Below are 12,797 nucleotides of genomic sequence, written 5' to 3'. Positions count from 1 at the left end.
TTCACTTTCGGCAAATCGGCTGTTAAGCGCCGCCCGCCTAACTGCGCTCACGCAAAACGCGGAGGGGGCGTCAGGATGGCCAGGATCGGAGACTTCGTCGAGACGGCGCCGCCCATGGCGCCCGAGGCGCCCGGCGCCGAGGCCTTCGACCGGTTTCAGGCCGAGCCCGACACCCTGGTCATCGCCGTGGTGGACGCGGACGGTCGCCCCATAGGTCTGATCGAGCGAAACGCCTTCACCCTGAAGATGGCCGCCGAGTTCGGCCGCGCCCTCTATGCCCGCCGCCCGGTCTCGGCCCTGATGGAGCCGAAGCCTCTGCTGGTTGAGGCCGACGCTTCGGCCGATGTCCTGTTCCAGAACATGGATGCAGCGGGGCTGGGGGCCCTGCTGAAGGGCTTCATCGTCGTGTCGCGCGGACGCTATGTCGGGGTCGGGGCGGGGCTTCATGTTCTTCAGGCGGGGGTGGCCATCCACAAGCGCCGGGCCGAGGCCATGAGCCAGCTGGCCCAGAACCTGGTCCGTGCCGAGGCCGAGGCCCGCGCCTCCAGCCGGGCCAAGTCCGAATTCCTGGCGGTGATGAGCCACGAGATTCGCACCCCGCTGAACGGGGTGCTTGGGGTGGCCGCCCTGATGGAGCGTGAACTGACGCAGACCTCGCTGCGCCCCTATGTCCGCACCATTCTGGATTCAGGGAACAGCCTGCTGCGGCTGCTGACCGACGCCCTGGACATGTCGCGGGCCGAGGCGGGCATCCTGACGCTGGAGCCGGCGCCGCTGGATCTCAACGCGGTGGCCGCCGACCTGTCGGCCCTGTGGCGACCGCGCGCGGAGGAGAAGAACCTGCGCCTGTCGGTGACGACGGACACGGCCGCCGCGCGCTGGGTCGTCGGCGACGAGATGCGGCTGAAGCAGTTGCTCAACAACCTGATCGGCAATGCGCTGAAGTTTACCACCCGGGGCGCGGTCGAGGTCAGCCTCAGCACGCGACTGGACGACGGCCGGGTGCGGCTGGACGCCGTGGTCGACGACAGCGGGCCGGGGATCAGCGACGAGGCGGCGACCGCCATCTTCGAGCCCTTCAACACCGGCGAGGCCGGACGACAGGGCGCGGGTGCCGGTTTGGGCCTGGCCATCTGCCGCCAGATCGTCGAGCGGATGGAGGGGACGCTGGCGCTGGAGCGCTCGCCCGCCGGCGGGGCGCGTTTCCGCTTCGACCTGCACCTGCCGCTGGCCGAGGCTGATGCGCGCAGCCTTGAGGACCGGACCGCCGCCCCGACCGCGCACGAAACCCTGCACGTCCTGGTGGTCGACGACAACGCCGCCAACCGCTTCGTCGCGGGCAAGGTGCTGGAGTTGTTCGGCTGCACCCATGAGACCGCCGAGGACGGGCGTCAGGCGCTGGAGCGAGCGACCATCGCGCCCTTCGACCTGATCCTGATGGACGTGAAGATGCCGGTGATGGACGGTGTGACGGCGACGCGGGCCATCCGCGCCCTGCCCGGCGCGGCCTCCGTCGTGCCCATCCTGGCCCTGACCGCCAACGCCGATCCGCGCGACGAGGCCGAGTATCTGGCGGCGGGCATGGACGGGGTGGCGCAAAAGCCGATCCAGCCCGACGCCCTGCTGAACGCGATCCGACTGGCCCTGTCGCGTCATGCAGTGGCCGAAGCGGCCTAAGGGCGCGCAAGCGTCGCGGGCCTGGGCTATGGTCCCGCCTGATGCTTCAGGACACGCCCCCCGCCGCCCCTACCACCACGCTGGACGAGGTGATCGTCACCGCCGCGCGCCTGCCCCCGGCGGCGGGCGAGGCGGCCTTTTCGGTGATCCGACTGGGCGAGGAGACGCTGTCGAGCGCGACGCGGCTGGACGAGGCCCTGGCGACGGTTCCCGCCGTCTCCCTGTTCCGGCGCACCTCCAGTCTGGCCGCCAATCCGACCACCCAGGGCATCAGCCTGAGGGCCATCGCCCCGTCGGGGGCGGGACGGACGCTGGTGACTCTGGACGGGGCGCCGCTGAACGATCCCTTCGGCGGCTGGGTGATCTGGTCGCAGGTTCCAACCGAGAGCGTCGAGAGCCTCGACATCGTGCGCGGCGCCGGGGCCGGTCCCTATGGCGCGGGGGCGCTGACGGGCGTCATCCAGTTGAGGGAGCGCGAGCGCGGCGGGGTGCTGGACGCCTCGCTCGCCGAGCGCGGCGGGGCGCGGCTGGCGGGGTCGGGCGGGGTGGATGCGGGGCCGGCGCGGCTGACGGGGTCGGTCCTTTATGAGACCAGCGACGGCTATGTCCCCGTGCGCGGGCCGACGGCCGGGGCGGCGGACGCGCGGCTGGATCTGGAAGCGAAGAGTGCGGCGCTGCGGGCCGATGTGCCAATCGGCGAGGCCGCCCTGTCGCTACGGGCGGCGGCCTATGAGGAGGATCGCGGTTCGGGTCTGGCGGGGGCGCGGGCCACGGCCGGCGGCCATGTCCTGTCGGCCACCGCTGCCAAACGCCCGACCGAGGGCGACTACGGCTGGCGGCTGCAGGCCTGGCGGCGTACGAGCGATCTGGCCAACACCTCGGTGGCCGTGGCGCCGGACCGAGCCACGACCACGCCCGCCAATAACCAGTACGAGACGCCGGCGACCGGCTGGGGCCTGAACGCCGCCCTGCGCCGGGCCGAGCGGTCGGTCGGCGGCGGAAGCCTGGAATGGGAGGTGGGCGCCGACGCCCGCTTCAACGAGGGCGAGACGCACGAGCGCTTCCGCTACATGGCCGGGGCCTTCACCCGCGACCGCATCGCCGGGGGCGAGACCGCCGTGGCGGGGATTTACGGCGAGGGCTCGTGGGAGACCGTGCCGTGGCTGTTCGCGGGCGGGCTGCGGCTGGACGGCTGGAAGAACCAGAAGGGGCGGCGGCTGGAGCGCGATCTTGCCACCGGGGCGGCGACGCTGGACGAGAGCGATCCCGAACGCTCGGGCGAGGTGATCAGCGCCCGTCTGGCGGCGCGGCGCATGATCGGCGGCGGCTGGGCGGCGCGGGCGGCGGCCTATTCCGGCTTCCGGCCGGCCACGTTGAACGAACTGCACCGGCCCTTCCGCGTCGGCAACGACCTGACCGAGGCCAATGCGGCGCTGTTCCCTGAAACCCTGCAGGGGATCGAGGCCGGGCTGGCCTTCGAGGGACCGATTTCGGCCCTGGGCGCCACCCTGTTCTGGAACCGCATCGAGGACGCCATCGTCAACGTCACCGTGGGCGAAGGCCCCGCAACCTTCCCCCGCGCGGGCTTCGTGCCGGCGGGCGGCGTGCTGCGTCAACGCCGGAACGCCGGGACCATCGAGGCCACGGGGGTCGAGATCAGCGCCCGTCAGACCCTGCGCGGCGGTCTGGACCTGACCGCCGCCCTGTCCGTCACCGACGCCCGCGTGGACGGCGGGTCGGCCGCGCCGCAACTGACCGGCCTGCGCCCGGCCCAGGCCCCGATCTGGAGCGCCACGGCGGGGGTCGACTGGCGCGCCGGCGACCGCCTGAGCCTGAGCGCCCGCGCCCGCTATGAGAGCAGGCGCTTCGAGGACGACCTGAACAGCCGGGTTCTGGGCGCCGCCGTGACGGCGGACCTGCGGGCCGACTGGCGGGTCAATCAGAGGGCCTCGCTGTGGCTGGCCGCCGACAATCTGTTCGACGCCGAGGTCGAGGTCTCGGAAACGGGAACCGGCGTCGAAGGCTTCGGCCCGCCGCGCTCGCTCAGCGCCGGAGTGCGGCTGACTTACTGAACGACGATTCGCCCCGCGACATTCCGACGCCTAAACGGTATTGCAAATCGTTCGCAGAATATGGCAAAGCCCTGTCTGTGAGTGAAGCCGCTGCAAATCCCGCCAAGACCGCCGTGAAGCCGAAGGCGGCGCTGAACGCCAAGCGGTCGTTCTGGCTGAAGCAATTGCACAGCTGGCACTGGATCTCGGCGGCGGTCAGCCTGGTCGGCATGATCCTGTTCGCGGCGACCGGCATCACCCTGAACCACGCCGCCCAGATTCCGGCCGAGCCGGTGACGAAGGAAGCGACCGCGACCCTGCCCGCCCCCCTGCTGGCGCGACTGGCCGACTTCCCCGAAGAAACCACCGACCCGGTCCCCGCCCCCGTCGCGCGCTGGGCCGCCGACGCCTTCAAGGTGCAGGTGGACGGCAAGCCGACCGAGACCACGGCCGACGAGATCTATGTCGCCCTGGCCACGCCCGGCGCCGACGGATGGCTGACCATCGACCGTTCAACCGGCGAGGCCGTGCATGAGAAGACCACGCGCGGCGCGATCGCCTACCTCAATGACCTGCACAAGGGTCGGAACGCCGGAAAGGTCTGGTACTGGTTCATCGACGTCTTCGCCGTGGCCTGCGTGATCTTTTCCGTCACCGGTCTGGCCCTGCTGTGGCTGCACGCCCGCGGCCGTCCCTCGACCTGGCCCATCGTGGCCCTGGGTCTGCTCATTCCCGTCGTTATCGCCCTCCTCTTCATCCACTGACGAGTTCCTCCCCATGCGTAAGCTCCCTCTCGTCCTGACCGCCGCCGGCCTCGCCGCCGCGCCCGCCGTCGCCAGCGCCGCCGACCTGAGCGTCAGCGTCGAGCTGCCGCGCATTGCCAGCGCCTCCTATCACCGCCCCTATGTGGCCGTGTGGATCGAGAAGCCGGATCAGACCACGGCCCAGACCCTGGCCGTCTGGTACCAGCAGACCCGCAACAACGAAGGCGACGGCAAGGACTGGCTGAAGGACCTGCGCACCTGGTGGCGCAAGGGCGGCCGCGCCATGGCCATGCCCGCCGACGGCGTGTCCGGCCCGACCAAGGCCCCCGGCCGTCACGCCGTGACCGTGCCCGCCGCCCGCCTGCGCAACCTGCCCGCCGGGCAGTACAACATCGTCGTCGAGGCGGCCCGCGAACTGGGCGGCCGCGAGGTCGTCCGCGTGCCCTTCCGCTGGGGCGCCGCCAACACCGCCGCCGGAACCGGCTCCACCGAACTGGGCGCCGTTCGCGTCGCCGTGACCCGCTAAGGATCTGAGATCATGAAAAAGACGCTCGCCTTCCTGTCTCTGGCCGCCGTTCTGGCTGCCCCGCTCTCGGCTCAGGCGCACCGCGCCTGGCTGGCCCCGACCTCGACCGTCCTGTCGGGCAACGACGCCTGGGTCGGTTTCGACGCCGGCATGTCGAACGGGGTCTTCATCCCCGATCACGCCGCCATGCGTCTGGCCGGTCTGACCATCACCGCCCCGGACGGCTCGACCGCCCAGGCCGAGAACGTCATGCAGGCCAAGTACCGCTCCAGCTTCGACCTGCACCTGTCGAAGCCCGGCACCTACCGCGTCGCCAATGTCGGTTCGGGCTTCATGGCCAGCTACAAGCAGGGCGGCGAGCAGAAGCGCTGGCGCGGGACGGAGGCTGACTTCGCCACCGCCATCCCCGCCGACGCCACCGACGTCGAGGCCGTGCGCACCGACAGCCGCACCGAGACCTTTGTGACCCTGGGCGAGCCGACCGACCTGGCCATCGTCGGCAAGGGTCTGGAACTGGCCCCGGTCACCCACCCGAACGATCTGGCCGCCGGCGAAGCCGCCACCTTCAAGCTGCTGAAGGACGGCCAGCCCGCCGCCAATGTCGAGGTGACCATCGCGCGCGGGGGCACCCGCTACCGCAACAATCCCGAAGAGATCACGGTCAAGACCGGCGCGGACGGCGCCTTCAGCGTGACCTGGCCGGAAGCCGGTCTCTATTGGCTGGGCGCTTCGGTGCGCACGGCAGGCGTGAACGGCCAGCCCGGCTCGAACGCCTCGTGGAACGGCGCGCTGGAAGTCCTGCCCTGACCTCGAAAAGCTCCAGCTCGACCCCGCCGCCGCTCCTGCTCGGAGCGGCGGTTGACGGCCGTCAGCACACGCGCGTCCTGATCCCGCCGAGCGCCCGCGCGCCGGAGCGGCCGCCCAGCGACCTGATCTGGTCGCTGTCGGGGGAAAGCATGGGCACCACCTGGTCGGTGCGTCTTGTCCCGCCGATGGGCGTGGCGCAGGACGCGTTTCAGGCGGCGATCGAGGAGGAGCTGGCGCGCATCATCGCCCTGTTCAGCCCCTGGACGCCGGACAGCGAGATCAGCCGTTTCAACAACGCGCCCGCCGGGACGTGGCAGTTGTCGGACGACTTCTGGGCCCTGCTGAACGCCTCTCTGGATCTGGCCGACGACGTCAACGGCGCGGTCGATCCGACCCTTGGGACTCTGGTCGACCTGTGGGGCTTTGGCCCGCCGGGACCGCGCGATCCGCTCAATCCCTTGCCGTCCAGTGAAGAAGTCGAGGCGGCGCTGGCCGTGTCCGGCTGGCAGAAGCTGCGGCTGAACCGCGACGCCCAGGCGGCGGTGCAGACCGGCGGCATGAAGCTGGACTTCTCGGGCATCGCCAAGGGTCACGCCGTGGACCGGGTGTCGGCGCGACTGACCGGGATGGGCGCGACCTCGCATCTGGTTGAGATCGGCGGCGAACTTCTGGGGCGCGGCGTCAAGCCGGACGCCCAGCCCTGGTGGGTCGAGATCGAGGCCGTGCCGGGTTCGCCCGCGCCGCAGACGGTGGCGGCCCTGTTCGACGTGGCGGTGGCCACCTCGGGCGACTGGCGCCGCGCCTTTGTGCATGAAGAGCGCCTCTATCCGCACACCCTCGACGGCTCGACCGGGCGGCCGGTGGACAATGGCTTGGCGCAGGTGACGGTGTTCGACGCCTCGGCCATGCGCGCCGACGCCTTCGCCACCGCCCTGACCGTCCTAGGCCCCTATGACGGGCCGGAGTTCGCCGAGGCCATGCAGATCGCGGCCTGCTTCGTCGAGCGCACGCCGCGCGGTCTGGTCGAGCGGATGACGCCCGCCTTCGCCGCCATGATGGACGAAGAAGAAGCCTGACCGTGACCGCCGACCTGTCCCGCTGGCTGTGGGCCGGCGTCGCTTTGATCCTGTGGCTGGGCCTGGTCGGCCTGACCGTCTGGCGCGTGCGGGCCGCCGCCGCGAAGGCCGTCGAACAGGCGCGGGCCTTGGCTGAAGCGGCGGGCGACGACGCCGTGCTGATCGCCTTCGCCAGCCAGACCGGCTTTGGCGAGGAGCTGGCCTGGATGACGGCGCGGGCGCTGGGCGACGGCGGCGTGGGCGCAAGGCCCCTGTCGTTCGCCGATCTGGATCTGGAGACGCTGAAGAGTGCGCGGCGCCTGCTGGTGATCGCCTCGACCACCGGCGAGGGCGACGCCCCCGACAGCGCCGCCCGCTTCGTGCGGCAGGTGATGACGGCCGAGGCTGACCTGTCGCATCTGTCCTATGGCCTGCTGGCCCTGGGCGACCGCTCCTATGACGCCTACTGCAGTTTCGGCCGCGCGGTCGGCGACTGGCTGGACGAGTGCGGCGCCCAGACCCTGTTCGACCGGGTCGAGGTGGATGACGGCGACGCGGGCGCCATCCGCCACTGGCAGCATCAGTTGAACCAGATCACGGGCTCGACCTCAGCCCCCGACTGGACCCCGCCCGCCTATGACCGCTGGCGTCTGGTCGAGCGAACCCTGCTCAACGCGGGCAGCCCCGGCGGCGAGGCCTGGCATCTGGCCTTCGAGCCCATCGGCCATACGCCCGACTGGGCGGCGGGCGACATCGCCGAGGTGGGCCTGCCCGCGCGCGACGGCGAACAGCCGGCCAGCCGCGAATATTCGGTCGCCTCCCTGCCCTCGGACGGACGGGTCGAGTTCTGCATCCGCCTGATGACGCGCCCGGACGGGACGCCGGGTCTGGCTTCGGGCTGGTTGACGCAGGACGCCCGGGTCGGCGACGAGATCGCCATGCGGGTGCGCGCCAACCGCGGCTTCCACGCCCCGCCGCCGGAAGCCCCCATCATCCTGATCGGCAACGGCACCGGGATTGCGGGCCTGCGCGGGCATCTGAAGGCGCGGGCGCGGCATGAGAAGACCGGCGGGGCCTGGCTGCTGTTCGGCGAACGGACGCGGGCCCACGACGCGCTTTATGACGCCGACCTGCAGGCCTGGCTGGCGTCGGGCGCCCTGACCCGTCTGGACCGCGCCTTCTCGCGCGACGGGGGCGAAAACCGCTACGTCCAGTCGCTGGTGGCGGAACACGCGCGGCCGATTGCCGACTGGGTCGATCGCGGGGCCTATGTCTATGTCTGCGGCAGCCTGGAAGGCATGTCCAAGGGCGTCCACGCGGCGCTGGAGGCGGCGCTGGGCGAGGAGCGGCTGACGCGGTTGACCGACACCGGGCGGTATCGGCGGGACGTCTACTGAACACAGGCGCAACGCTTCTCCCTCCCCATGAAGGGGAGGGAGAAGCGCGGTTTTAGACCTCCGACCACCGCCGCAGCAGGTTGTGATAGAGGCCGGTCAGTTCGATGACGGCCTGATCCTTCGGCCCCTTGTCCAGGTTCACCCGCTGCGTCGCCACGTCGAGGCGGAACAGGCTTTCGCGGTCGGCGTCGTCGCGGACCAGGCTTTGCAGCCACATGAAGCTGGAGATGCGGGCGCCGCGGGTGACGGGCGTGACCCGATGCAGGCTCTTGGACGGATAGAGGACCAGGTCGCCGGCCGGCAGCTTGACCGACTGGGCGCCGTACAGCTCCTCGATGATCAGTTCGCCGCCGTCATAGTCCTCGGGCTCGGACAGGAAGAGGGTGGCCGAGAGGTCGCTGCGGATACGCACATCCCCTCTCTGGCGAATGGCGTTGTCGACGTGGACGCCGAACTCGCCGCCGCCCTCGTAGCGGTTGAACAGGGGCGGAAAGATCGTGTGCGGCAGGGCCGCCGAAACGAACATCGGGTTGGCGTTCAGGGCCTGAACGATCAGGGCCGAGACTTCGCGCGCCGCCGCGCTGTCCTCGGGCAACTGAAGGTTCTTCTTGGCGGTGGCCGACTGATGGCCCGAGGTCATGTTGCCGTCGGCCCAGGGGCCGGCGTCCAGGGTGCGGCGCAGGGCGGCGACCTCGGCCTTGGTGAAGACGTCGGGGATGTGCAGCAGCATGGGAGCCTCGATCAGATGCGCATCGGCCCCGCCGCTCAGGAGAACGACGGGGCCGACAGAATGGCGCGAAACGCGAACGCTTAGTAGCGGACGTTCAGCGTCAGGATGGCGGAACGGGCCGGGGCCACGTCCGCGTGGTGAACGCCGTTGGTGCGGATGATGTATTCCTCATCGCCCGCGTTCTGAACGTTCAGCTGCAGCGAGGCGCGGTCGGTGACGTCGTAGGAGGCAAACAGGTCCACGCGGGTATAGGCCGGGGCGTAGATGCGGTTCGAACCGCCGCCGGCGCCGCCCTGATTGCCGCCGAACGACTTGCCGACATAGTAGACGCCGCCGCCCAGGCTCAGCTTGGGCATGAGGCGATAGGTGGTGAACAGGCTGGCGGTATGCTCCGGCGTATTGGCCAGGGAATCGCCGACGTTGACGTTGTTGTAGGCGCCCTCGGTCAGCTCCGAGTCCATCCAAGTGTAGCCGCCGAAGACCTGCCACTTGTCGGTGACATTGCCCGAGACGCCGAGTTCCAGACCCTGAACCTCGGCCTCGCCGGCCTGCTCATAGACGCCTGCGGACACCTGGATCTGAGCGTTCTTGCGCACGGTCTTGAACAGGGCGCCGCTGAGCGCCAGGCGGTCGCCGAACAGGTTGGCCTTGGCGCCGATCTCGAAGCTGTCGGTCTCTTCCGGATCCAGCAGGGTCGTGGCCAGGTTGCCCGTGCCCGTGCCCGTGCCGCCGTTCTGATCGCCGGCCGAAATGGTCGGGGGCGTCGAGGAGGTGGCGTAGGAGGCGTAGATGCTGGTGTTGGCGGTCGGCTTGTAGACGGCGCCGATCTGATAGTTGACGAAGTCCCAGTCCGAGCGGACCGAGGTATAGACGGGCGCCGTCACCGTGCCCGAGGCGTTGGTGGCGTCGACCGAGTAGTCGTCCCAACGCAGGCCCAGGTTGACGATGAACTTCTCGCCGAAGCTGATCGAGTCAAAGGCGTAGATCCCGGTCGACTGGGTATCGGTCGAGCTGACCAGACCGCGCGTTTTCGTGCCCGTCCAGGGGTCGCTGGGGTTCGGATTGTAGACCTGGGTGCAGTCCAGACCGGTCAGGGGCGCCGGGCAGGCCGTGCCGGTGAGCGTCGTGACGGTGTAGGAGGCGTTGTCGTTCTTCTCGGACGACAGTTCGAGACCCAGGTTGAAGCTGTGCTTCAGTCCGCCCGTCTGGAACGATCCCGTCAGGTCCGTGACGTTGGCCAGGGTGTCGGCGGGGTTCCAGCGCGACTTCAGACCACGCTTCATCCACCAGACGCCGTTGATCTGCTGCGCCGTACCGCCGTCGCCCGGGTTGGTGACGACATAGTCGTTCAGCGTCTCGGCGTAGCGGGTGACGTTGCGGATTTTCAGGTTCTCGGTCAGCTGGCGTTCCAGGGTGACCGTGACCGAGTCGACCGTGTTGGTCAGATAGTCGCGCGCCTTCAGGCCATAGAAGCTGTCATAGGGGACATCCAGAACGCCAGAGGCGTCCGGACGCGGGCCCGTGGCGCCCGCCAGCTTGGTGTAGAGCGGGATGCCGTAGTCAGGCATCTGATCGCTGTCGAGGTGATAGTAGCTGGCCGTCAGGGTCGTGTCCGTGCCGAGGCCGACGGCGAACGAGGCGCCGACGCCCCACTTGTCGAAGTCGACCGCATCGCGACCGGCGATGTCGCCCTGACCGACCATCAGGTTCAGTCGCAGGGCCGCCGTTTGCGAAAGCTGGCGGTTGAAGTCCACCGTACCGCGCACATAGGAATCCGTGCCGGCGCCGATCGAGGCGTTGGTGAAGTCGCTGAGGCGCGGGGTCTTGGAGCCCAGGTTGATGCTGCCGCCGCCCGAGCCGCGCCCCGAATAGACCGAGTCCGGCCCCTTGATGACCTCGACCTGCTCCAGGTTGAAGACTTCGCGCTGCTGGCCGCCGGTGTCGCGGATGCCGTCGACGAAGATGTTGTTGCCTGAGGCCTGGCCGCGGATGAAGGGACGGTCGGCCAGGGGCTGGCCGCCTTCGCCGGCGCCGAAGGTGATGCCCGGCGAGGTGCGCAAAATATCTTGCAGCGAGGTGGCGGCGGTCTGCTCGATGATCTGCTGCGGGATCACGGTGACCGAGCGCGGCGTGTCGACCAGGGGGGCGACGAACTGCGGGTCCTTGGGCTCGCGCTTCACGCGCTGGCCGTGCACGTCGACGGCGCTCAGGGTCGTGGCGTCTTGCGTGATGTCCGCCGCTTCATTCGGGGCGGCGATCGAGGCTTCGTCGCCCGCCAGAACGGGCGAGGCGCACAGCATGCCGGCGGCGCTGGAAGCGAACAGAAGCGCCTTGAGGGCAGAGGAACGAGCGTCGGACATGGGGGAGGAACCAGTCATTGATAATGCGATCCGGTCGCAATATCAGATTCCAACCCTGCGACAATCTGACTCCTGCGACTAAATCGCAATTGCGGCAGGGATGTCACACCATCGTCATCCGACCGCCCTCAGTCCGGTTTGGCCACCGCCTTGATCGAGATGGCGGGGTCGGCCAGCAGGGCCGCATCCACCGGCGTCGCCTTGCCGATCAGCAGGCGCCCGCCCATGAAGTCGGCGGGCGCATTGACCGCCTCGACGCAGACGATGCGGTCGCCGTGCAGGTGGAAGACGGCGAAGCCGCCCGTCGCCGGATCGCCGCGCACCACCTGACGGTCGGCGTCGAAGGGCAGGCCCGCGATCTGAAGCTTGACGTCATACTGGTCGGACCAGAACCACGGCGTTTCCGCCGCCGGGGCGGCGCGGCCGACGATGGCGGCGGCGGCCTGCTTGGCCTGTTCAAGCGCGTTGGGCACGCTCTCCAGACGGTGCATCCGTCCGCCGTGGACCGGGATGGGGCGATGGGTGACGTCGCCGATGGCGTAGATGGCGGGGTTGCTGGTGCGGGCGTTCTCGTCCACCACCACGCCGTTCTCGCAGGCCAGACCGGCGGCGCGCGCCAGGGCCTCGCGCGCCAGGGCGCCGACGCCGACCAGGACGGCGTCGGCCGTAATCAGGGTCCCGTCCGCCAGACGCACGCCGTCGTCCTCGAAGCCCGAGACCTCGGCCCCGGTCATGATCTCGACGCCGTGCTGGCGATGCAGGTCAGTGAAGAAGGCCGAGAGGGTTTCCGACGCCACGCGAGCCAGCACCCGGTCCATGCGCTCGATCACCACCGCCTCGGCGCCGAGGGCGCGAGCCGAGGCCGCCGCCTCCAGCCCGACATAACCGCCGCCGACCACGGCCAGCCGCTGGCCGGGAGCCAGCACGGATTTCAGCCGTTCGGCGTCCTCCAGGGTGCGCAGCTCCAGCAGGTCGGGCCGGTCGGCGCCGGGAATGGCCAGCTTGCGGGCCATCGAACCGGTGGCCAGGATCAGAATGTCATAGGGTTCGACCACGTCGTCGGCGAAGGTCACGGTCTTGGCCGCCGCGTCGACAGCCGTCGCCGTGACCCCGGTGCGCAGGTCGATGTTTTGCTCGGTGTAGAAGCTCTCGGGACGCAGCAGCAGGTCCTCCAGACCCGCCTCCCCCTTCAGCCAGGCCTTGGACAGAGGCGGCCGCTGATAGGGCGCCGCCGCCTCCTCGCCCGCCAGGACGATCTCGCCCTCAAAGCCATACTGTCTCAGCAGCGCCGCCGCCGAGCCCCCCGCGTGTCCCGCGCCGATAATCAGAACCTTGGTCATGAGGGACAGATAGAGCGGCGAGCGGCGAGTGGCGAGGGATGAAGCGCGCGTCTTCTCCTCCCCATGCAATGGGGAGGGGGACCGCGAAGC

The 12,797-nt window shown here is 69.9% G+C and carries 10 protein-coding genes; 7 read left to right on the top strand and 3 right to left on the bottom strand.

All coding sequences use genetic code 11. From position 1 onward, the window contains the following. Nucleotides 1-75: 75 nt before the first annotated feature. The 7 genes from ACFYLW_RS01190 (at nucleotide 76) to ACFYLW_RS01160 (ending at nucleotide 8,277) form a co-directional block, all read left to right on the top strand. Nucleotides 76-1,677: an ATP-binding protein gene (locus tag ACFYLW_RS01190; protein ID WP_390182513.1), complete on the top strand. Its 1,602-nt coding sequence runs from the start codon at nucleotides 76-78 to the stop codon at nucleotides 1,675-1,677. Between the two features lie 41 nt (nucleotides 1,678-1,718). After that, a complete protein-coding gene (locus tag ACFYLW_RS01185) occupies nucleotides 1,719-3,749 on the top strand; it encodes a TonB-dependent receptor (protein ID WP_390182512.1) in 2,031 nt (676 codons plus the stop codon). A 77-nt stretch (nucleotides 3,750-3,826) separates the two neighbouring features. Further along, nucleotides 3,827-4,492, top strand: a complete 666-nt coding sequence (locus ACFYLW_RS01180) for a PepSY-associated TM helix domain-containing protein (protein ID WP_390182511.1) — start codon at nucleotides 3,827-3,829, stop codon at nucleotides 4,490-4,492. A gap of 13 nt (nucleotides 4,493-4,505) precedes the next feature. Then, complete coding sequence (locus ACFYLW_RS01175) at nucleotides 4,506-5,018, top strand: DUF2271 domain-containing protein (RefSeq protein WP_313472438.1); 513 nt, start codon at nucleotides 4,506-4,508, stop codon at nucleotides 5,016-5,018. Nucleotides 5,019-5,030: 12 nt separating this feature from the next. Continuing rightward, a complete protein-coding gene (locus tag ACFYLW_RS01170) occupies nucleotides 5,031-5,825 on the top strand; it encodes a DUF4198 domain-containing protein (RefSeq protein WP_292083731.1) in 795 nt (264 codons plus the stop codon). Then, complete coding sequence (locus ACFYLW_RS01165) at nucleotides 5,795-6,901, top strand: FAD:protein FMN transferase (RefSeq protein WP_390182510.1); 1,107 nt, start codon at nucleotides 5,795-5,797, stop codon at nucleotides 6,899-6,901. Before ACFYLW_RS01170 ends, ACFYLW_RS01165 begins: the two co-directional genes overlap by 31 nt. Nucleotides 6,902-6,903: 2 nt before the next feature. Next, nucleotides 6,904-8,277, top strand: a complete 1,374-nt coding sequence (locus tag ACFYLW_RS01160; RefSeq protein WP_390182509.1) for a sulfite reductase subunit alpha — start codon at nucleotides 6,904-6,906, stop codon at nucleotides 8,275-8,277. A 52-nt stretch (nucleotides 8,278-8,329) separates the two neighbouring features. On the opposite strand, the gene ACFYLW_RS01155 is transcribed toward ACFYLW_RS01160, so the two are convergent. The 3 genes from ACFYLW_RS01155 to ACFYLW_RS01145 all read right to left on the bottom strand — a co-directional run bounded on the left by ACFYLW_RS01155 (nucleotide 8,330) and on the right by ACFYLW_RS01145 (nucleotide 12,707). After that, nucleotides 8,330-9,007, bottom strand: coding sequence for a Fe2+-dependent dioxygenase (locus ACFYLW_RS01155; RefSeq protein ID WP_390182508.1), 678 nt, complete (start codon nucleotides 9,005-9,007; stop codon nucleotides 8,330-8,332). A gap of 80 nt (nucleotides 9,008-9,087) precedes the next feature. Continuing rightward, complete coding sequence (locus tag ACFYLW_RS01150; RefSeq protein WP_390182507.1) at nucleotides 9,088-11,367, bottom strand: TonB-dependent receptor; 2,280 nt, start codon at nucleotides 11,365-11,367, stop codon at nucleotides 9,088-9,090. A gap of 128 nt (nucleotides 11,368-11,495) precedes the next feature. Continuing rightward, nucleotides 11,496-12,707 carry an NAD(P)/FAD-dependent oxidoreductase gene (locus ACFYLW_RS01145; protein ID WP_390182506.1) on the bottom strand — a complete coding sequence of 404 codons (1,212 nt, stop codon included), beginning with the start codon at nucleotides 12,705-12,707 and terminating at the stop codon, nucleotides 11,496-11,498. Between the last annotated feature and the right edge of the window lie 90 nt (nucleotides 12,708-12,797).

Origin of the sequence: Brevundimonas sp. NPDC007368 (assembly GCF_042869015.1) — a bacterium.
In the GTDB taxonomy this organism is placed as follows: domain Bacteria; phylum Pseudomonadota; class Alphaproteobacteria; order Caulobacterales; family Caulobacteraceae; genus Brevundimonas.
The sequence above is the reverse complement of the archived record's forward strand: the minus strand, read 5'-3'. Positions and strand labels throughout refer to the sequence as shown.